At 63.8% G+C, this 19,827-nt stretch carries 18 protein-coding genes; 9 read left to right on the plus strand and 9 right to left on the minus strand.

Annotated features, from left to right (window positions below):
* Window positions 1-66: 66 nt before the first annotated feature.
* Both EKO19_RS17195 and EKO19_RS17200 read right to left on the minus strand, forming a co-directional pair.
* A complete protein-coding gene (locus EKO19_RS17195) occupies window positions 67-1,032 on the minus strand; it encodes a UDP-glucuronic acid decarboxylase family protein (protein ID WP_129777693.1) in 966 nt (321 codons plus the stop codon).
* Window positions 1,032-2,267, minus strand: coding sequence for a glycosyltransferase family 4 protein (locus tag EKO19_RS17200; protein WP_129777694.1), 1,236 nt, complete (start codon window positions 2,265-2,267; stop codon window positions 1,032-1,034). The genes EKO19_RS17195 and EKO19_RS17200 overlap by 1 nt, the downstream gene beginning before the upstream one ends.
* A gap of 330 nt (window positions 2,268-2,597) precedes the next feature.
* Between EKO19_RS17200 and EKO19_RS17205 the strand changes: the two genes are divergently transcribed.
* The 4 genes from EKO19_RS17205 to EKO19_RS17220 are packed head-to-tail and all read left to right on the plus strand — an operon-like array spanning window position 2,598 to window position 5,730.
* Window positions 2,598-3,479: a serine aminopeptidase domain-containing protein gene (locus tag EKO19_RS17205; RefSeq protein WP_157995302.1), complete on the plus strand. Its 882-nt coding sequence runs from the start codon at window positions 2,598-2,600 to the stop codon at window positions 3,477-3,479.
* 34 nt (window positions 3,480-3,513) lie between these two features.
* The gene (locus EKO19_RS17210) at window positions 3,514-4,467 is read left to right on the plus strand and encodes an alpha/beta fold hydrolase (RefSeq protein WP_157995303.1); all 954 of its coding nucleotides are present in this window, start codon (window positions 3,514-3,516) and stop codon (window positions 4,465-4,467) included.
* A 1-nt stretch (window position 4,468) separates the two neighbouring features.
* Complete coding sequence (locus tag EKO19_RS17215; RefSeq protein WP_129777697.1) at window positions 4,469-4,924, plus strand: VOC family protein; 456 nt, start codon at window positions 4,469-4,471, stop codon at window positions 4,922-4,924.
* Window positions 4,925-4,932: 8 nt separating this feature from the next.
* Window positions 4,933-5,730 carry a glycosyltransferase family 25 protein gene (locus EKO19_RS17220; RefSeq protein WP_129777698.1) on the plus strand — a complete coding sequence of 266 codons (798 nt, stop codon included), beginning with the start codon at window positions 4,933-4,935 and terminating at the stop codon, window positions 5,728-5,730.
* A 4-nt stretch (window positions 5,731-5,734) separates the two neighbouring features.
* Here EKO19_RS17220 and EKO19_RS17225 read toward each other — a convergent pair whose 3' ends face one another.
* The 3 genes from EKO19_RS17225 to EKO19_RS17235 all read right to left on the minus strand — a co-directional run bounded on the left by EKO19_RS17225 (window position 5,735) and on the right by EKO19_RS17235 (window position 8,977).
* Window positions 5,735-7,207, minus strand: a complete 1,473-nt coding sequence (locus EKO19_RS17225; RefSeq protein ID WP_129777699.1) for a lipopolysaccharide biosynthesis protein — start codon at window positions 7,205-7,207, stop codon at window positions 5,735-5,737.
* Between the two features lie 121 nt (window positions 7,208-7,328).
* Entirely contained in the window at window positions 7,329-8,165 is an 837-nt protein-coding gene (locus tag EKO19_RS17230) for a heparin lyase I family protein (protein ID WP_129777700.1), read from the minus strand.
* Window positions 8,166-8,167: 2 nt separating this feature from the next.
* Entirely contained in the window at window positions 8,168-8,977 is an 810-nt protein-coding gene (locus tag EKO19_RS17235; protein ID WP_129777701.1) for a hypothetical protein, read from the minus strand.
* A gap of 463 nt (window positions 8,978-9,440) precedes the next feature.
* Between EKO19_RS17235 and EKO19_RS17240 the strand changes: the two genes are divergently transcribed.
* Genes EKO19_RS17240 through EKO19_RS17250 form a run of 3 tightly spaced genes read left to right on the plus strand, consistent with a single transcriptional unit; the run spans window position 9,441 to window position 12,445 of the window.
* Window positions 9,441-10,148 (plus strand): SGNH/GDSL hydrolase family protein, encoded by a 708-nt coding sequence (locus EKO19_RS17240; RefSeq protein WP_129777702.1) that lies wholly within the window; start codon window positions 9,441-9,443, stop codon window positions 10,146-10,148.
* Window positions 10,148-11,227 carry a FemAB family XrtA/PEP-CTERM system-associated protein gene (locus EKO19_RS17245; protein WP_129777703.1) on the plus strand — a complete coding sequence of 360 codons (1,080 nt, stop codon included), beginning with the start codon at window positions 10,148-10,150 and terminating at the stop codon, window positions 11,225-11,227. The genes EKO19_RS17240 and EKO19_RS17245 overlap by 1 nt, the downstream gene beginning before the upstream one ends.
* 12 nt (window positions 11,228-11,239) lie before the next feature.
* The gene (locus EKO19_RS17250; protein WP_129777704.1) at window positions 11,240-12,445 is read left to right on the plus strand and encodes a DegT/DnrJ/EryC1/StrS family aminotransferase; all 1,206 of its coding nucleotides are present in this window, start codon (window positions 11,240-11,242) and stop codon (window positions 12,443-12,445) included.
* Here the strand turns inward: EKO19_RS17250 and EKO19_RS17255 are convergent.
* Window positions 12,442-13,704, minus strand: coding sequence for a glycosyltransferase family 4 protein (locus tag EKO19_RS17255; RefSeq protein ID WP_129777705.1), 1,263 nt, complete (start codon window positions 13,702-13,704; stop codon window positions 12,442-12,444). The two genes, EKO19_RS17250 and EKO19_RS17255, sit on opposite strands and share 4 nt — an antisense overlap.
* 215 nt (window positions 13,705-13,919) lie before the next feature.
* Here EKO19_RS17255 and EKO19_RS17260 point away from each other — a divergent pair, with 215 nt between their 5' ends.
* Entirely contained in the window at window positions 13,920-14,948 is a 1,029-nt protein-coding gene (locus tag EKO19_RS17260; protein WP_129777706.1) for a polysaccharide deacetylase family protein, read from the plus strand.
* The gene (locus EKO19_RS17265) at window positions 14,948-16,138 is read left to right on the plus strand and encodes a carboxylate--amine ligase (RefSeq protein ID WP_129777707.1); all 1,191 of its coding nucleotides are present in this window, start codon (window positions 14,948-14,950) and stop codon (window positions 16,136-16,138) included. The genes EKO19_RS17260 and EKO19_RS17265 overlap by 1 nt, the downstream gene beginning before the upstream one ends.
* A 3-nt stretch (window positions 16,139-16,141) precedes the next feature.
* On the opposite strand, the gene EKO19_RS17270 is transcribed toward EKO19_RS17265, so the two are convergent.
* From EKO19_RS17270 to EKO19_RS17280, 3 genes are read right to left on the minus strand one after another with little or no spacing between them, the layout of a single operon-like run.
* Window positions 16,142-17,479, minus strand: a complete 1,338-nt coding sequence (locus tag EKO19_RS17270) for an O-antigen ligase family protein (RefSeq protein WP_129777708.1) — start codon at window positions 17,477-17,479, stop codon at window positions 16,142-16,144.
* Window positions 17,476-18,660 carry a glycosyltransferase family 4 protein gene (locus tag EKO19_RS17275; protein WP_129777709.1) on the minus strand — a complete coding sequence of 395 codons (1,185 nt, stop codon included), beginning with the start codon at window positions 18,658-18,660 and terminating at the stop codon, window positions 17,476-17,478. Before EKO19_RS17275 ends, EKO19_RS17270 begins: the two co-directional genes overlap by 4 nt.
* A 1-nt stretch (window position 18,661) precedes the next feature.
* Complete coding sequence (locus EKO19_RS17280; RefSeq protein WP_129777710.1) at window positions 18,662-19,792, minus strand: glycosyltransferase family 2 protein; 1,131 nt, start codon at window positions 19,790-19,792, stop codon at window positions 18,662-18,664.
* Window positions 19,793-19,827: the final 35 nt, after the last annotated feature.

The following is a 19,827-nucleotide window of genomic DNA, read 5'->3' on the forward strand; positions in this document are numbered from 1 at the left end:
GTTGTGACTTTGTTGTGAGAATTCACCGGGAGGTGAATCGGGTCACAGGCCTCCCGGTGCTCGTCGTCAGATCGCCTTCTTCGCGGCGATCAGCTTGTCAAAGTATTCGACGGTCTTGACCAGGCCCTCACGCAGCGGCACTTTCGGGCTCCAGCCCAGATGCTGTTGCGCCTTCTCGATATTCGGACGACGTTGCTTCGGATCATCCTGCGGCAGCGGCCGCCGCTCGATCTTGGACTTCGAGCCGGTGATGTCGATGATGTTCTGCGCCAGTTCCAGCATGGTGAACTCGCCGGGATTGCCGACGTTGATCGGGCCGGTGACATCGTCGCCGCTCGCCATCAGCGCGATGAACGCATCGATCATGTCGTCGACATAGCAGAACGAGCGCGTCTGACTGCCATCGCCATAAATGGTGATGGGCTGATTCTGCAGTGCCTGCATCACGAAGTTCGACACCACGCGGCCGTCGTTGGGGTGCATGCGCGGGCCGTAGGTATTGAAGATGCGGATGACCTTGATGCGCAGCTTGTGCTGCCGGTGATAGTCGAAGAACAGCGTTTCGGCGCAGCGCTTGCCTTCGTCGTAGCAGGAACGCGGACCGATCGGATTCACGTTGCCCCAGTACTCCTCGACCTGCGGATGCACCGCCGGATCGCCGTACACCTCGGAGGTGGAGGCCTGGAAGATCTTGGCGCGCACGCGCTTGGCGAGGCCGAGCATGTTGATCGCGCCGTGCACGCTGGTCTTGGTGGTCTGCACCGGGTCGTGCTGGTAATGAATCGGCGAGGCCGGGCACGCGAGGTTGTAGATTTCATCGACCTCCACGTACAGCGGGAACGTCACGTCGTGACGCATCAGCTCGAAGTTCGGGTTGTCGATCAACTGCGCGATGTTGTCCTTGGCGCCGGTGAAGAAATTGTCGACGCACAACACGTCGTTGCCGGCGGCCATCAGGCGATCGCACAGGTGTGAGCCCAGGAAGCCGGCGCCGCCGGTGACCAGGATGCGCTTTCTGCTGAACTGACCCATTAAACGTTACTCGCTGTGACTGCGTGATTCGACGAGGTGGACGGCTGCGGCGCGGGCAGTCGCAGGACTTCCGCGTAGACGGCCATGGTTTTATCGATGCTCTGCTTCATGCTGAAGCTCGAGGCCATTCTTTCATAGCCGCGTTTGCCGGTGAGGCGCGCATAGTCCGGATCGCTCAGGAAACGATCGACCGCGGCAGCCAGGTCCTCGGGCTTGCCCGGGTCGACCAGCAGGCCGCTCTCGCCGTTCACCACCACTTCGGCCGGACCGCCGATGGTGGTCGACACCAGCGGCTTGGAGCGCGACATCGCCTCCAGGGTCACGATGCCGAACGGCTCGGGATGAATCGAGGTATGCGTGACCACGTCCATCAACTCCATGTAGTCGATGGCGTTGCGCTGGAAGCCGGCATGCACGATGTTGCCCGTCAGGCCCAGCTCCTTCTCGATGCGATCCAGACGATCGCCATATTCGCTGGGCCCCTTGCCGCGGTCGCCCACCAGCACGCAGCGGATGTCGGGATATTTCTTTTTCAGGATCGCGGTGGCGCGCACCAGCGTCTCCTGCCCTTTCCACTCACGAACGTTGCCGACCACGCCGATCACCGGCACGCCGTCGGGAATGCCGTGCTTCTGGCGCAGCTGCGCCGGCGTTTCCTTGATCTGATACCGGGTCAGGTCGATGCCGCAGTGGATGACCTGGATGTTCGGGTAATCGATGCCGCCATTCTCCAGCATCGCTTTGCAGATCGCATGCGACAGGCTGATGATGCGGTCCAGGCGCTTGCCAAAATACTTGGACAGCAACGAATAGCTCTGGTTGATGCCCATCTCGTGCGTGATGCACGGAATACCGACCTGCCGCGCCGCCAGCATCCAGGCGTGATTGCGCGTCATCGAGTTGTTGAGATTGACCAGATCGATGCGTTGCTCGCGCAAGTACTTCGCATGCACGCGCGCCTGGGCGTACAGACCGCGATACAGATTGCCGAGCCGCTTGATGGGGTTGAGCACGCCATTGAGCGCACCGAAGTCCACCGGTTTCAGGTTGTCGAACAGCACCACTTCGGCACCGGCGGCCCGGAACTGGTCCATCAGATAGTTCTCGCGGTGGAAGCCGACGATGGGCTCGTAGCGCGAACGGTCCAGGCCCCGGATCAGGTCGAGCAGCAGGAAATACGAGCCGCCGACCGTGCCATCGCGGTTGCTTTCGACGAACAAGATGCGCTTCGGCATTCGATTCCTTCTTGGGATCCAGGACTCACAAGTCGATTACTGTAGCCGTCCGGGCGGCGGGCGGGCTGTGATGCAAGCCCCAGACACCGGCGGCGGATTGTCAGCCCTGTCGACATCGCCTGCAGAGTCGGAATTTCGACTAGGGACCGGCCCTTTCGGCCGCTGTCTGGAGCATCGAGCGGCGGGCTAGCGTACTCAACCCGCCGCAAGGCGGCCATGGCCCCTCCGGACGATGCCCGGTCGGTGGTGACTGCGAACCAGACGACATCCCGCCCCGGGCAGTCAGGGTATCATTCGCCGTTCCAACCCGTCGCCAACTCCCTAAATCGCGTGACCGAGACACCTTTCTTTTTCGCTCGCGAGGATGCCCGGCTGTTCGGCATTCTGCATCTCCCGGCGGGCACGGCCAAGCCGCTCGCCTTCGTCATGAGCCATCCGTTCGGCGAGGAAAAACTGTGGAGCCACCGGGTCTTCGTCAGTTGCGCCCGCGCCCTGGCCGCGCACGGCCATGCGGTTCTGCGCTTCGATTACTTCGGTGCCGGTGACAGCAGCGGCCTGAGCGCCGATGCCAGCCTCGAATCGCATCGCGAGGACCTGCGGGCCGCGATTGGCGCGCTCGAGCAGCGCGCCCCTGCGATCGAGCAGATCGGACTGATCGGGCTGCGCATGGGGGCAACCTTCGCGGCCCTGCTCGCCGAATCGAACGTCTCCCCTCGCCTGGCAGGCGCGCCGCTGGTGTTGTGGGATCCGATCCTCGACGGCGATGCGTATTTCCAGGAGCTGCTGCGTTCCAATCTGAGCACGCAGCTGGCGGTCTACGGCAAGGTCGTCGACAACCGCGAAGTCCTCACCGCCCGCATTCGCGCCGGCGGCAGTGTCAATGTCGACGGCTATGAGATCGGCAAGGGCCTGCTCGACAGCTGCGGCGTGAGCACCCTGCTCACCACCGACGCCAAACGACATGCCGGTCCGGCATTGATCGTCCAGATCGCGGCGACCGAGGCGCAGAAAGAGCGCGCCGAGCTGAAGGCACTCGCCGCAAGCTATGGCCAAGGCACGCTGGCGCGAGCGGCCGAGCAACCCTTCTGGCGTGAGATCAAGCCCTTCTACCCGCGTGCGAGCCAGCTGCAGGAGCTGACGCTGCGCTGGCTGGATGAAGTCACGGGCGCCCCCGCGGTGGCGCCCCTCGAGACTGCCGCGTCCGGCGGTTGATGCGATCGCAATGAATTCGGCAGGAACCTTGAGCATGCAACAACCCGGCGACGTGAGCGCGGTCACATTCACCAGCAGCGAAGGCAATACTCTGTTCGGCACGCTGCATCTGCCCGCGCAGGTCCGTGAGGATCTGCCGGTCATCGTGCTGCTCTCCCCCGGCGTGAAAATGCGCGTCGGCCCGGGCCGCCTGTACGTGCCGCTCACGGACTCGCTGGTGGAAATGGGCTACCGCGTGTTTCGTTTCGATTTCTACGGTCTCGGCGATTCCTCGGGCGAGTTGCAGGAGACCATGCTCGCCGATGTTTATAACAACATCGAAGTGGGTCGCTATGTCGCCGACTCGCGCAGTGCCATTCAGTGGCTGCGTCAGAACACTGGGGCGAAGAAATTCATTCTCGGCGGGCTGTGCGGAGGCGCGATCACGGCGCTGCTGACCGCGGAGCGCGAGCCCGATGTCGAGGGCTTGCTGTCGCTCGGCATGACGGTCACGCTCGCCAGCAACGCGGCGACGCCTGCAAAGTATCTGACTCGCCAGCAGCTGGATTCGCGTCGGCAAGGCTACTACCGCCGGCTGCTGCAGCCGATGTCGTGGTGGCGTCTGCTCACGTTCCAGAGCGAATACGGCGTGATCTGGCGCTCGATGAAGCGGCTCATCATCAAGGAAAAGCCCATCGCGCAGGCCGCGCCGGTCGCGGCCACCGCCGAACAGCGTGGCAACGCGAATCCCCTGTTCCCCCCGGCGTTCTTCGCCTTCCTGAAACGCGGCGGCCGCGCGCTGATGCTGTTCAGCGAAAAGGATCGGCTGCAGTCGGAGTACGAAGAGAAATTCGCCGCGCCGTTCGCCGAACAATTGCAGCCCTACCTGCCTCAGCTGCAGCAACACATCGTGGCCGAGGCCAATCACGTGCTGTCCTTCACGCCATGGCAGAAAGAAATGGTCGCGGTGAGCCGTGGCTGGTTGCAGAGCCTGCACGGAGCGAAGTGAGATGAGCGACGCTCAGTCGACGGGCGGCGCGCCCGACTATCAGCTCGATCACGTCTGTCTCGCCGTGCGCAAGATCGCCCCGGCGCGCGCCGTGCTCGAGAAGATGCTGGGCTATACCGCGCGCACCGAGGTCGTCACCAATACGCGCCAGCAGGTGAACGTGCAGTTCATGCGCAAGGCCGGCTCCATCGATATCAAGCTGATCGAGCCGTCGTCGCTGACCTCGCCGCTGGTGGACTTCATCAAGGAGCGCGGCGGCGGATTGCATCATCTGGCGTTCAAGACCCAGACCGTCGCCGGTGGTGTGCAGGATCTGGAATCCAAGGGCGCTCGCGTGCTGGCCGCGCCGCAGCCCGGTGAAGCATTCGATGAAGCTGAGATCGCCTTTGCGTTCCTCGGCGCCGGCCTGAACGTCGAGCTCATCGACACCGATCGGCGCCGCAACGAAAAACCCTAAGCGACATCATGGCCGACCTACAGTCCTCGATCCTGTTCCGGGCTGCGAAGAACTATCGCGAGTACCGGCGCCTGCGTCGCTTGCGCAATCAGCCGCTGTCGGTGGCCCCGCAGACCTATCCTGCGTACGTGATCAATCTGGAGCGCAGTCCGGAGCGCCGGCTGTATATCACCAGCCACCTGCGCAGCCTGGGCATCGAGCCCACCGTGATACCGGCATTCGACGGCAAGAAGATGTCGCTCGACGAAGAGATTCGCGAAGGCCGTTACAACGACGAGGTTTCGCGCCAGAGTTTCGATCGTTCGTTATCGATGGCCGAGATCGGCTGCGGACGCAGCCACCTGTCGATCTATCAGCGCATGGTTCGCGACGGCACGCCGTACGCGCTCGTGAGCGAGGACGACGCGCAGTTCGGCGCCGACGCCCGTGAACGGATCGAGGCGGCGATCAAAGCCGCGCCGGCGGACTGGGGCGTCATTCAACTGCGCTTCGACTGCCGGCATTTCGAGCCGGCCGTCGACGGCCTGGTGCGCTTCAAGTTCGGCGAGTCCCTGCCCGTTGCCGCCACGGCTTATCTCATCAGCCAGCGCGCGGCCCGCGTGCTCGCGGAGAACACCTTGCCGATCCGCTATCCCGCCGACTCCCTGCTCGGGCGGGTCGATCAATGGGGCTTGCAGGCGCACGGCGTGTGGCCGGAGCTGGTCGGCGTGAACAACGTGTTCCCCTCGAACATTCAGGGCACCCGAAATTCGCGCTTCCGCGCCTCCAACTTCGTCAAGAACCTGTTGCTGAGAGTGTTCGGCTGACGAGTCATTTCTTCAGCTTGAGCACGGTCTTGATCATGCCGATGTTCATCGGAACATAGACCACGGCCCCGACCAGGATCAGCCACACGATCTCCAGCTTGCTGTCCGGCAGGAGCTGATCGGCGATCCAGATCGCCCCGCCCGCCGCGATGGATTTGACGGTCGCGGGCCACAGCGGACGCAACACCTCGCCCCAGCTCGCGCCCATCACCTTGGTGACCTGATACAGGCCATACAGCAGGTTCGTCACCATCACGAAGCTCATCGCCGCCGCCGCGCCCACCGTGCCCCACAGTTTGATCGCGGGCACGATCAGCACCAGGATGCTCACCACGCGGATGACGGCGATACGAAAGCCGATGTCCGGCCGGCCGATGCCGTTGAACATGTAACCGTTGACGGTGACGATCGCGTGGATCGCGCCGTAGATGCACAGAATGCGGAACGGCCCGACCGCATCTTCCCAGCCCGCGCCGTAGAACGCGCCGATCATCGTGCCGGAGGCGGCGGCCATGCCCGCCATGACCGGCATGACCAGCGATGCGATGACGTCGGTCACCTGAGCGAACGTCTTGCGCAACACCGGCAAGTCGTTCTGGATCTTGGCGTAGGCCGGAAACATGATGTTCGAGAGCACGAAGGCCACGTGCGTCGGCGGGAAGTTCGCCAGCAGGAACGCGACTGAATAGTGGCCGAGCTGCGCCACGTCGAGCATCTTGCCGATCACCGCGCCGCCCGCCTCCGAGGCGATGAACATCAGGATGGTCGAGGCCGTGATGAACTTGCCGTAGTGGAGCAACTCGATCGCGATCTTGCGATCGATGTGAAACACCGGCTTGCCGGGAATCAGCAGGTAGGACAGCGCGGTCTTGATGACGGCGGCGGCCACGAAGCTTGCGACCAGCGCCCACACCGAGCGCGTCCACCAGGCGATGGCGATGGCGACGACGAAGGACGCGAATCCGACCACGTTCTCGATGATCGCGACCTTCTTGAAGTCCAGCTCCCGGATGGTGCGCGACAGGTTGATGTTGGCCGTGCCGGAAAACAGAAAGCTCGCGCCGAGCACGGTGATCAACGCCACCAGCTCGGGCTTGCCGTAGAAGGCAGCCATGCCGTACGCAACCGGCACCATCAGCACGGCGAGCAGCAAGCCTCGCAACGCGAGCAGCGTGAAAGCGGTGTCCTTGGCGGAATCCCAATCGCCCTGGCGTTGAACCATGGCGCTGCCGAAGCCGGTCTCCGTGATCAGCTGCGCGCCACGAATGGCCATCAGGGACAGGGACATCAAGCCGAACGCCTCGGGGGCCAGCAGGCGCGCGAGGACCGCGGACTTGGCGAAGGTCAGACCATTGACACCGAAGGTCGCCAGCGCCTGCCAGAAGCCGGAGCGCAGGATCTTGCTTCTCAAGGAACCATCGGTTCGATTGAGAAAGCCGAACAGCTCACCGGCGCGGGAGGAGAGTTTGGTCAACATCCGCGCGAGGGTACATGCCCGGGAGGGCCAGCGTCACGAGCCACCGCACACTGCCGAGCGACGGAGTGTCAATGAACTCGACGGCGGGCCTTGCGCCCGCCGTCTGAGGATTACGACTTTGTTACTGGACGCTGTTCAGGACCGGCGGATTGGGCCGCACGGCATTGGCATCCGGATCGGTCTCCGACAGGCGCCAGTTGTCCCAACGCTGCGTGCCGTAGGCCGTCGTCTCCGTGACGTAGTTCGACATGATCAGCTTGTTGGGAAACACGTTGACGTTCTCGCGCAGCTGCACGTCGGTATGCTCGCCCTTGAGCACGCCGTTGACCCAGAAGCGCACCACGCCGTTCGCCTGACCGAGCGTATTCTGCTTGATGTACAGCTTCAGCTTGTCCCACTGGCCGAACCGCACCGTCGCCGGCGTGCCGATGTTCTGCGAGACGTTCGGCATGGTGCGACCGAAGCTGCCATCGGCGTTCCACTTCAGATGATCGACGAAATACTCGCCGTTACGCGGGATGACGTTGATGATGATCTGATAGCGGCGGCGACCGTCGTTCACGTCTTCCAGATTGATGATGGCGATCTTGTGCACGCCCGCACCATCGGCGAAATGAAAGCCCGTGTCGAAACGGCTGTCGAAGGTGAGCCACACGCCATCGTCGGCGACTTCGCCGCCGACGCGCCGGTTGTCACCAAACACGTATTCCTTGTAGTTGTCGGTCGAGCGGCCCGCGGTCATCACGGACTGCGTCGAATACCGGCCGTCCGTCGCCATCGAGGAGGTGACCGTCATCGAGGAATCCAGGCCACCGTTCCATTCGCCGAACGTGCCGGCTTCGAAACTGCTGGTGAAGGGCAGGCGGGCCGCGGCGCTGAGCGCCGGCTGAGTCGTCAGGCTCGCGCCGATCAGGCACAGCGCGGCCGCCAGGGAAGATGTTTTCGTGATCCGTACCATTATTACTGCACCGAAAGCGAGGACGGGGGATTCGGACGCGGGGTCGTGCCCGTGCGGAAGCCGGCCGGAGGACCGATGTAGGAATCGTCGATCACGATGTCATCGAGCATGAAATAGTTTTCGGGATCGGCGCGGACATTGCCCCAGTTCATGTAGCCGCCGATCAGGTCGACGTAGCTCCAGGTGCCGCCCGGGCCGGTGTCGTCCATATAGCGCTGCACGTACAGGCCCTGGAACTGGCCGTCCTGCGTGTCGATGTACAGCTTGATCATGCCGGTGCGGGTGTTGGCTTCCAGCTCGACGCTGATCCACTCGTTGGAGCGCTTGCCGTCGCCCTGAGTGTTGTTACCGAGGCGCAGACGCTCGGTGCCGTTCGGCCAACCCTCGCCGCCCTCGAAGCGGCACACGGTGCCGTCGCACGGCGCCCAGCTTTCCCAGTTGCCGGCCTGATAGTCGGTGGCGATCACCATCGGACGGCCGCGATTGCCGTCGCGATTCAGGATGATCAGCTTGCCGCCGGCGCCCAGCTCGTGCCACATGCGGCCCTGGTAGACCAGCACGCGAATGTTGATCTGCTCGGGGATCGTCGACAGGCCGCGAAAGTCGAACTGACCGACGGCCGCGTAGCCTTCGGAGTTCGGGCCGGTGAACTTGGCGGCACCGCGCCCGTTCCAACCGGAGGTCGGCATCCAGGTCTGGGTCGCGCCCTGGGTGATCCAGGTGAGGTCGCTGTAGTTGTTCGTGTCGAACGTTTCAGTGAACGGCAGCGAGCGAACCGTGCGAGCAGCCGAAGCCGAGGTCGCTATACTCATGCCGCCAGCAAACATGCATGCGAGCGCAAGTGCCCGCCCCCATCGTCGTGCGCCCGCGTATGCGCGGTGCGTGACTTCATTCAACTGAGCCATTAGCTGCTACTCCTAAATCACTGCCCGGACGAAGCGAGGGCTGGGCCCTCGATGCTCCTGAAACCAGGAATACTTACTTATACTCAATCAACCTACACAATCAATGCAGGCGGTGCCCTGCGCAACCGTCAACTCGATGCCGCCGTACACGAGGCGCCGGCAAGATATCCGCACCTCGGCAAACCGCAAAACTGTCGCCATTCCGCATCGAACTTCAGAACGCGAGATCACGAGGCGGCACTTTATGTAGGACACTTTCCAAGGTCACGCAGCAGCTCCCTGAATACCGTCCGAGTCCGTTGCCCACGTTGCCAGCCGGCGACAACGCAATTCGAGCGCCAGATTCCCGACGTTTCCTGATGACAAAGATATGAATACATTTTTTGCGCACCAATCCGTAGGCGCAAACATCCTTACAGGCATAGCAGATCTCGTACGTCAGCAGCGCGCGGCCGTAGATGTATTGGACTTAACTCAGGCCCGCGGCGTTCGCTCTGCGCAGCCGCTCCTCATCATCCACCAACAGATCGGCGCAAACCGAGAACCACTCGGCAAGATCGCGGCCTTCCGTCAGGTGTTAAATGCCACCGACCGGCCCGACTTCGACGTGGCGTTACTCAAGTTCTGCTATGTCGACATCGCCACGCAGGCCGATGCCGAAACTCTGTGGCAGCACTACCAGACGGCGATTGAGCAACTGTCGGCAGATCAGCCCGGCGTGCAGTTGGTACATTGCACGGTACCGCTGCGATCGTTGCCGGAAGGTCCGTATGCCTGGCTGCGACGTGCCCTGGGGCATCGGCATCCGTCCCTGATCGGCAATCGCGCCCGGGACTGGTTCAATCGACAATTGCGGGCGAGCTTCGGTGCCGGTCACAAACTGTTCGATCTGGCAGCGGTACAATCGCGCCGCGCCGACGGTCGCTCGTGCGAGGTCAACGATGAGGGCACCCGGGTGCCCTCATTGGCGCGGGAGTGGACTTATGACGGTGGTCATCTCAACGAGCGTGGCCGTACCATTGCCGCCGCCGCGTTTCTAGAATTTTTACAAACACTGCAGGACTCGAGAAAGCGCTGATGACTGTTGCCGTGGTTCCCCAAGCCGCACTCGCCGGTGCCAGCGCGCCGCTCTCCGTCGAGACCGCCAGCGCCGCGCACGCCACCGAGTGGAATGCGTTCCTGAGCCAGCAACCGCAGGGCTCCTTCTATCACCTGTTCGAGTGGAGCGGGATCAACCGCCAGGCGCTGCGCAACCCCGGCTTCAATCTCATCGCGCGCTCGGGCGGCGAGATCCGCGGCGTGCTGCCGTTGACGTTCGTCGCCAGCCCCCTGTTCGGTCGGGTGCTGTGCTCCATGCCGTTCGTCAACTACGGCGGCCCGGTGACGGTCGATGCGAGCGCGACCGACGCGCTGGTCCAGGCCGCGCGCGAGAAAGCGAACGAGCTGAAGGCCGACTACCTCGAGCTGCGCTGTGCCTCCGCCATCCAGACCGACATGGCCGTCTCGACGCGCAAGATCAGCATGCACATCGAGCTGGCGCCCGATCCGGACACGTTGTGGAACAAGTTCGCGTCCAAACATCGCACCAACATCCGGCGCGCGCAGAAGAACAATCTCGAAGTGCGCTCCGGCGGCGTCGAGCTGCTGGATGTTTTCTATTCGGTGATGGAGCAATCGTGGCGCTCGCTGGGCACGCCCTTCTACGCGCGCTCCTACTTCGAAACCATCCTGAAAGCGCTGCCCGGATACACCAGCATCTTCGTCTGTTCGCAGGGCACGACGCCGGTGGCGGTCGCCTTCAACGGCTACTTCAACGGCATGGTCGAAGGCCTGTGGGCCGGCGGCACCGAACTGTCGCGGCCGCTGCAGGCCAATTACGTGCTGTATTGGGAAATGATGCGCGATGCCTGCGTGCGCGGCTGCGCTCGCTATCACCTGGGTCGCTCGACCGCCGATTCCGGTGCCGAGGATTTCAAGAAAAAATGGAATGCGACGTCCAGCCAGCTGTATTGGTATTTCCATCGCCCGCGCGGCGGCGAGATGCCGCAGCTCAACGTCGACAATCCCAAGTACAAGCTCGCCATCCAGATGTGGCAGAAGCTGCCGCTGTGGGCGACGCGTCTGATCGGGCCGCCGCTGGCTCGATCGATTCCGTAAGGCGCCGCGCCCATGGCATTCGTCGCACCGGCGGGTACGCCGATCTCTCCAGTCACTTTCGTCGTGAGCCTGGCTCGCGGCTTGGGATCGTCCGCCGCGATTCCACTCGGTGAAGGCCTCGCGGCACATGCCGGACATCGTCGCTATTGGCTCGTGTCCACGGGTCGCGCGGCGATGGTGCTCGCGTTGCAGGCGATGCGCGATGTGAGCAAGGACCCGCAGCGAGTCGAAGTCATCGTCCCCGCTTACACGTGCTATTCGGTGCCTGCCTCAGTCATCAAGGCCGGGCTGAAGCCGCGCCTGTGCGACGTGGATCCGGCGTCGCTGAGCCTCGATCCCGAGGCGCTACGCAAGTTCGATTTGTCGCGCGTGCTGGCGATCGTCACCGCGAACTTGTATGGGATTCCCAATCATCTGCAGAGCATCGAAGCGATCGCGCGTGAGCACGGGGCTTTCATGCTGGATGACAGCGCGCAGGCGCTCGGCGCCACGCATGAGGGTCGTCCCGTCGGCGGCTTCGGCGATGTCGGCCTGTACAGCTTCGATAAGGGCAAGAACATCACGAGCCTGGAAGGCGGCGCGCTGGTCGCGAGTCATCCGGAGCTGTCAGCCGCGCTGGATCGCAGGCACGCGACGCTTGCGCCCGCCTCGGCGACGCGAACCGCCGCCACGATCGTCAAGCTCGCCGCATATGCGACACTGCTCCATCCCACGCTATACGGCGTCGTACGCAAGTTGCCCGGGCTGGGCCTGGGCCGCACCGTGTATGATGAGACGTATCCGGTCGAGCGTTACAGCGGAACGCTGGCTGGCTTTGCCGGGACCTTGCTGAAACGGCTGCCGACGTTGACTCGAGGCCGGCAGGACAACGCCCTGGCGCTACAGGCGGCATTGAGCCAAGTCCCCGGGGTGCGGTTGATCGACGTGCCAGCGAACTCACAGCCCGCCTACGCGCGCTATCCGTTCCTCATGACGGATGCGAGCCGACGAGCGGCGCTGCTGGAGAGGCTGGAGGCGGCGGGGATCGGCGCCACGGCGTCCTATCCGAGCGCGCTGAACGATGTTCCGGAAGTGGCCAGACACTTGCCGGCCATCGATCTGGAGATGCCCGGTGCCCGTCAGGTCGCGAACACCATCGTCACCCTGCCGACGCACGCCTACTCACCCGCAGACCTGCCGGCGCGCGTAGCCGCGTCGATGCGCGGCGTGGTCGATTAAGCCGCTTCGATCGCCTCTTCGGAATCGTCGTCGTCGACGACCGCGTCACGGGCATAGGTCAGCGCCGTGCTCAGGAGCTCGGCATTGAGCACGCGAATGTCGTAGCGGGATTGCGCGAACGCGCGCCCCTCCGCACCCAACGCACGCAGCTGCTCTTCGGACAAGCCCACTAACTTTCGCAGACCGGCGACCATGCCTTCCACGTCGCCCGGCTCGAAGCTGAACGGCAACATGGTCGGCGCCGTAGACTCGCCCACACCACCGGTGCGGCTCACGGCAGCCACGGCTCTGAACAGCATCGCTTCCTGTACGACGCAGGCCTGGTTCTCTTCCCAGGTGCCTGCCGGGATGCTCGGCAACAGGAATACATCCGCCTCGGTATAGCAGCGATACAACTGGTCCTGCTCGACCCGGCCGAGCATTTCGATGTGCCGGTCCAGGCCGTTGTCGGCGATGAAACTCGCGAGCTGTTTGCGCAACGGCCCGTCACCGGCGAGGCGCACCTTGATGTCGTGCCCTTCCTGGATCAGCACCTTCAACGCCTGCAGGCCGAGCATGAAGCCCTTCTCCTCGCTCAGCCGGCCGACCATGAAAATATTCAGCTTGCCGTCGCGCCGATAGGCACGCGGCTGCGGGTCGGGGAAGCCGCGCAGATCGAAACCGACCGGCGAAATCACGATCCGCTCCGCCGCCTGACCGCGACCGATGGCGTGCTTGCGGGAGCTTTCGGTGTTGGTGAACACCACATCGAAGCTGTCGAACGTCGCCTTCACCGTCGCCACTGACGGCGTCGGCACGCCGGGCACTTCGCCACCGTGGTAGTACATGGCGATGACCGCCTCGGGATAGATCGCCCGCAGGAACTGCAGGTTGGCGGCGGCTCGCAGATTGTGAACCAGCACCATGTCGGGGCTGTCGGCGGGCAGCAGCAGCGCGCGAGCCATGTTCAGGCAGCGATGCTTCAAAGACGCGGGATGCGCGAAGGCACGCAACGAGCGTTGGAGGGCCCGCCCGGGCCGGCGAACGAAGTCACGCAGGGCCTGCCCGAAGAAGCTCGGCAGCTCCCGCGCCGTCGGCGGCAAATACCGCGTCTGACGCACGAACGCGCCTTCCTGGCCGCCATTGCCCATACCGCCATCGTGCAGCCCGAAGGCATACACCGTCAGTTCGTGGCCATCCTGAAGGAAGCGCTCGAACTGGACGTAGTGATAGGCTTTGTAGGGACTGGGGAAATGCTCAGCAATCGCCAGCAGCTTCAAGACCGCATCCTTTGAGCGTTATCCAGCCCCGCTTGGCCGGTCGCTCGGTGTGTTCCGTGCGGCCAGAATGCGCTAAACACGTATGGCAGTGCAACTAAATACGCGGACAGGTTCGCGGGTTTGTGACCCACCGCAGGTACAATGCGCCGGGCGATAAATAACCGCAGAATTCCGTCAACGGCGCCGACAGCGCGTTTCCCCGAGATGCTCGATCTGTGATTGCGAAGCGACTTCTGAAGAGCGCGCTGGTCGCCGGCGCGTACCACACCGGACTGCTGAGCCTGTATCTCGGGCGCAAGCTGCGGGGCCGTGCCGTGGCGCTCACCTACCACCGCGTCCTGCCCGAACAGGAGCTGGCCCGCTCCTTCTCGACCGACGCCATCGTGGTCACTCCGGCGACCTTTCGTCGCCACATGCAGACCTTACGGAAATCTTTCAATCCGCTCACCGCCGAACAGTTCTCGGCTGCGCTCGCAAGCGGCCAATGGCCGGCGCGGGCCTGTATCGTGACGTTCGACGACGGCTGGCTGGACAACCTCGAGCACGCGCTGCCGATCCTCAAGGAATGTAACGTGCCCGCCGTGCTGTTCGTCGCGACCGATTATGTCGGCACCGAGCGTTGTTTCTGGCAGGAGACGCTGGCGCGCTATCTCGCCGCCGCGGCGAGCGTCCCGGAGCGCAGCGCCCCGCTGTTCACCGAGCTGGGGATTGCCCACGTTCTGAAGCTGCCGCCGGCCGATGCCCGCACCGCCACCCGGAGCATGATCGACTCGTTGAAGTCCCAACCGCAGGCGCAGCTCGATGCACTGCTCGCCCGCGTGCACGGTCTGTTACAACAATGGCAGGTCGAGCTGCCGCAGAATCACCCGGACCGGTTTCTATCCTGGGCGCAGGTCAAACAACTCAGCGAAAGCGGCGTGGTCACCATCGCCTCACATTGCTGCTCGCACACGCCGCTGACCAAGCTGGCAGCGGATGCCGTGCGCGAGGAATTGCAGCGCTCGCGCCGGGTCATCCAGGAGCGCATCGGCGTCGATACCCACGACATGGCTTATCCGAACGGCGATCACGATCCCGCCATCGCTGCCGCCGTGCGCGACAGCGGCTATCGCACCGGCTACACCACGATCCGTGGTCACGTGGCGCCCGCGGCCAACGCCTTTACCTTGAAAAGAATCAACATCCACGAGCGTGGCACGGCCACGCCGGGCGCGTTCCTGGCGCGCCTCGCCGGAATTTTCTAGTGGCTCGAATACTCGTTACGGACGGAGACAATCGCTCCGCGCTCGCAGCCACTCGCGCCCTGGGCGAGCTCGGGCACACCGTGTTCACGGCATCGGAGGCGCATCCATCGCTCGCCTCGGTGTCGAAACATTCGGCCGGCTTCGATGCCTACAGCAGCCCGTATCGCGCGCCGGATCAGTTCGTCAGAAACGTCGCAGCGATCGCCGAGCGCCGGCAGATCGACGTGCTGTTGCCGATGACGGAGATCACGACGATCCTGCTGACCCGTGCGCGGGATCTGCTGCCGCCGAAGGTTCGCATTCCCTTTCCGGACGCCGACATCGTCGCGACCGCCGCGGATAAGTCGAAAGTGCTGCAGCTCGCCTCCGAGATCGGCGTGCCGATTCCGAAGACACTGGTGGTCGACGCGCCCGATGAGATCGATCTGGTGTTACAGCGCGTGGAATATCCGGCCGTGTTCAAACCTGCGCGCTCCCGTGCCTGGAATGGCGAGCGCTGGATTTCGGGCGGCACCGGCTACTCGCACACCGCCGAAGATCTGCGCGCGCGGCTCACCAAACTGGATCCCGCCATTTTCCCGGTGCTGATCCAGGAGCGCATTCAAGGCCCCGGCGTCGGTGTGTTCGTCTGTTGCGGCCAGGATTCGCAAGTGCTCGCGACCTTCGCGCATCGGCGCCTGCGAGAGAAGCCGCCGTCGGGCGGTGTGAGCGTGCTGTGTGAGAGCGCGCCGGTCGATCCGGTCGCGAAGGAACATGCCATTCATCTGCTTCGAAGCATCGGCTGGCTCGGCGTCGCCATGGTGGAGTTCAAGCAGGACTCGCGCACCGGCGCTTTGAAGCTGATGGAAATCAACGGCCGCTTCTGGGGGTCGTTGCAGCTCGCGATCGATGCCGGCGTGAATTTCCCGCGCCTCGCGGTGGATATCGCATTGGAACAGGCAAAGCCCATCGACAGCTACCGCGTCGGCGTGCGCTCGCGCTGGTTCTGGGGCGATGTGGACGCGATGGTCGCGCTGTTGTTGCGCAGTCGCTCGCAGCTCAACCTGCCCGAGGTCCATCCAGGCCGCTGGCGCACGCTGCTGAGCTTTCTGAAGCTGTGGCAACCGCGCACCCGTTACGAGCTCGAGCGTGCCGGCGATCCGCGTCCCGCGCTGCTCGCCGCGCGACGCTGGTTGCTCAATCGGGACTGATCTTCAGGTCGCGGGAATCTGCTCGGCGCCCGGACGCAGGCGTCGCATCCCCGAACGTTTCTTCGCGGTGGCGGGTGCGTCGACCAATCCCGCCTCCTCCGCCATCACGCGACGCAGGGCCACGCATACGCCGACCATCACAAAGATATGCGGGTAATACGTCACCGACAGGAACCCACCGGCAATGGCGAGACCGATGACGCTGCCGTTGTAGGCGTTGAGCGCGCGAATATCGGCGGCGAATCGGGTCGGCTCCTTGAGTCGCACCTGCTCCTCTTCGAGCCGCTTGCGCAACCGTGCGTTGCTCCTGAAGTTGCCGAACACGAGCTTGAACAACATCAGCAAGCCCAGGATGCCCAGCTCACCCAGGATCAGGAAGTACATGGAATGCGCCGTCATCCAGCGCACCGGCGCATCGGGGCCGCGATACTTCGGGAAGTTGTTGGGGAAGTTGCCGGCGCCCACACCGAGCGGATTGTGTAACGCCATCTTGGTGCCGGCGCGCCACGCATGGATACGACCCTCGGCGGAGCTGTCCTCTTGAGGCGCGGAGAGCGTGCCCATGCGCTCGAAGTACACGGCCGGTGCATACAACAGCACGCCGAGCACGGCGACGATGATCGCGACGACACCCACGGCCTTGCGCGGGCTGCGCCACCACATGTAACCGAACACGCCCATCATGCCGAGCGTCGCGCCTCGCGACTGGGTACCGATGATGGTCAGCACCAGCAGGCCCAGCAGACTCCAGCTGAAGATCTTCTTGAATCTGGAGGTCTGATTGAGCGCGATGTTGAGCTGGAAGCCGAGCAGGATGCACATCGACATCGAATAGTCGTTGCCGTCGCCCAGGAACGTCGCGCCAATGACGTAGTGCCGCGTGGTCGGCGAGAGCACGACCTCGGGGTTCATGACCAGCAGGAACAGATGCGAGACGATCAGCGTCAACGCCACGCCATTCACCCGCTCGCGACTCGTACAGATGCGTACGATCATGATGTAGATGAACAGATAGCCGAGCATCTTCTGGAACACGATGAAGGAGTACCCTCCCACCGTCGCCCAGAGCATCGATGCCAGCACCGCACCCAGAAAGATGAACGGCCACTTGGCGAGCCCGTCGGCAAAGATCCGGTTCCACGGTCGCAGGCCTTTCGCGAAACACGTGATCACGAACAGCAGCAGCGGGATGGCGCTGTTCAGCGGCACGAGCGCCAGCGGCTTGAAGTAAGCGGCCGGACGGCCGTACTCGAAGAACAGGGCGAGCAGCAGCCACCAGTAGAGATACCGAGTACTCTTCTCGGCCTCCTCGGGGCTCATCTCCTTGGCTCTGGTTCTCACGAAGGTCTGCCGACGAGCGTCTGGTAGATTCGAGTCAGTTTCTCGGTGCGAACGTCGAACGAGTAGTTGCGCAGGATACCCTGGTGCGCGCGCTCCGCCATCCGCACGAAGTCCTGCGGTCGCTCCAGGAATTGCGCGATTCCGTCGGTGAGTTGCTGCAGCGTGGGCTGGATCAGCCAGCCGGATTCCTGGTGAGCAATGACTTCCGCGGTCCCGCCCACCGCCGTTGCGACGATCGGCACGCGCAGATACGCCGCCTCGAGGATCACGTTGGGCAACCCTTCGGTGAACGAGCTCTGCACGACCAGATCGATGTCAGCATACAGACGGGGCATGTCCTTCACGTAGCCGACGAATTCGACGCGCTCCTCCAGCCCCAAGTTCCTCGCCACCGAGCGCAGCTGTTCCTCGAGCGGCCCGATGCCCGCGAACTTCAGCCGCAGTTTCGGCCATCGCGGCGTCAGCGCGTGCATCGCGTTGAGCAGCATCTCCTGTCCCTTCTCCGGCGACAGGCGACCGACGTTCACCATCGTGACTTCGCCAGTTGGATCGATCGGACGACGCGGCTTGTTGACGGTCTCGCTGCCGTACGACTTGAGCACCAGGGCGTTACGCAACACCGTCGCCTGCGATTCCGGCAACCACCAGCGCGGCACCAGCGAGCGAGTCGCCTCCGACACGATGATCACGTGATCGAAGCGCCGGAACATCATCTTGTCGAGCAGACGCACGACGCGCCGACGCCAGGTATTCGCGATCCAGCCATGCGCGGTCGCGACCAGGCGCAGCTTCGGCCGGCGGCGTTTGATGATCTGAGCGATCAGACTGGAGCGAAACTCGCTGGTGTGCAACAGGTCGATCTGCCGGTCATCGATGATCTGCAGAATGGGATCGATCAGCTCGTTGCCGAGCCGGCCATGATCGGCCAGTGCCGTCACGCTGATACCGCGCTGCCTCGCCGCGTCCACCAGCGGATGCTCGCCTTCGCGCTTCGCCACCAGCACGCCGATGTGAAATTCCACGCGCGCCGGATCGAGGTGCGAGCCGGTTTCGAGAATCGTGCGGCCCGGCCCGTCGACCCAGGGCGAATCGCGTAAGTGCAGGACGCGGATCGGCGGCTGGCCGACGTTGCGAGCAGCGTCCTGGTCGCGATCGGTCTGGAACTTCGGCTGCGTGCTCATGCTATTTCGGCCGCTGCGTCGGCTGCCACACTTCGACGCGATTGCCGACCAGCCACAAGGCCAAGGCCTTGAGCGCGGCCGCGTTCACGAGAACGAAGAAGGCGCTCAGGCGCACCAGGGTGAGACGCGCGGCGAGCGCGGGCCAGACCATGCCGGCGACCGCGGCCACGTACAACACGATCTGCACGACGAACAATCCCAGATACAACGGCTGTCCGCGCAAGAGATAGGCCGCGACCAGGCACCCCACCATCGGCAGTGGCGCGAGCCAGCGCATCAGCTTGTGCGACCAGAGAATGAATGAGAACGCCGGATGGCGGAACGGATTCAACAGGCCCACGTTGCCGAACAACGCGGTGATGCCTCGCAGGAACGTTCGTACCTTGCGAGTGAATTCGGCGCGCTGACTGGACGTGGCGGTCATCGAGCCGCGAGCCAGCGGCTCGGCGAGTGCACGCTTGCCCTGACGGACGGTGTTGAGCACGGACAGAAAGTCCGGGGCCATGCCCGAGCGGAACGGCTCGCACAGCTCGCGCCGCTGACCGTAGAAACATCCGCTCGCACCGGCGATGGAATGCAGTCGTGCCTCTTCCCGGCGCAACAACAACTCCAGCTTGCCGTACAGGCCTTCGGTCTCCGAGCCCTCGATGTAATCCTCACCGGAGACGCAGCCGATCTCAGGATCGGTGAAATGCCCGACCAGATTTCGCAGCGAAGGACGATCGAGCAGGATGCCCGCGTCGGTGAACACGACGATCTCGCCGGTGGCGCGCTCCAGGCCCGCGTTCAGGCCCGAGGCTTTACCGCCGCGCCCCTCCAGCGGCACGACGGTGACGAGGCCCTGCCCCGCCGCCATCGCTCGCTCCAGGCTGTCGTCGGTGCAGCCATCGCCAATCACCAGGATCTGCATCTTGTCGCGCGGATAGTCCAGCGACAGCAGATTCTCGACCTTCGCGCCGATGCGCCGGGCTTCGTTGTGCACCGGCATGATGATGGTAACGGTCGGCTCGTGACGCACGTCGGCGACGTGCGCGCGTCGCCCGCCGAGCCGGTTGCAAGCAACCAGCACGAGGGGATAGATGGCGTACGGATACGCCACCAGCAACGCACAGATCCAGAACAACGCTTCCACGCAGATCGTCTCGCATCAGCAAACAAGCGGCGCGG

The organism is Peristeroidobacter soli, from assembly GCF_004138485.1.
In the GTDB taxonomy this organism is placed as follows: Bacteria; Pseudomonadota; Gammaproteobacteria; order Steroidobacterales; family Steroidobacteraceae; genus Steroidobacter; species Steroidobacter soli.

Excerpts from the sequence above, each read along its gene's own strand:
- EKO19_RS17210 (WP_157995303.1), top strand. The coding sequence starts at position 3,514 with ATGCAACAACCCGGCGACGTGAGCGCGGTCACATTCACCAGCAGCGAA.
- EKO19_RS17225 (WP_129777699.1), bottom strand. The coding sequence starts at position 7,207 with ATGTTGACCAAACTCTCCTCCCGCGCCGGTGAGCTGTTCGGCTTTCTC.
- EKO19_RS17200 (WP_129777694.1), bottom strand. The coding sequence starts at position 2,267 with ATGCCGAAGCGCATCTTGTTCGTCGAAAGCAACCGCGATGGCACGGTC.
- EKO19_RS17220 (WP_129777698.1), top strand. The coding sequence starts at position 4,933 with ATGGCCGACCTACAGTCCTCGATCCTGTTCCGGGCTGCGAAGAACTAT.
- EKO19_RS17240 (WP_129777702.1), top strand. The coding sequence starts at position 9,441 with ATGAATACATTTTTTGCGCACCAATCCGTAGGCGCAAACATCCTTACA.
- EKO19_RS17275 (WP_129777709.1), bottom strand. The coding sequence starts at position 18,660 with ATGAGCACGCAGCCGAAGTTCCAGACCGATCGCGACCAGGACGCTGCT.
- EKO19_RS17195 (WP_129777693.1), bottom strand. The coding sequence starts at position 1,032 with ATGGGTCAGTTCAGCAGAAAGCGCATCCTGGTCACCGGCGGCGCCGGC.
- EKO19_RS17245 (WP_129777703.1), top strand. The coding sequence starts at position 10,148 with ATGACTGTTGCCGTGGTTCCCCAAGCCGCACTCGCCGGTGCCAGCGCG.
- EKO19_RS17215 (WP_129777697.1), top strand. The coding sequence starts at position 4,469 with ATGAGCGACGCTCAGTCGACGGGCGGCGCGCCCGACTATCAGCTCGAT.
- EKO19_RS17250 (WP_129777704.1), top strand. The coding sequence starts at position 11,240 with ATGGCATTCGTCGCACCGGCGGGTACGCCGATCTCTCCAGTCACTTTC.
- EKO19_RS17235 (WP_129777701.1), bottom strand. The coding sequence starts at position 8,977 with ATGAGTATAGCGACCTCGGCTTCGGCTGCTCGCACGGTTCGCTCGCTG.
- EKO19_RS17230 (WP_129777700.1), bottom strand. The coding sequence starts at position 8,165 with ATGGTACGGATCACGAAAACATCTTCCCTGGCGGCCGCGCTGTGCCTG.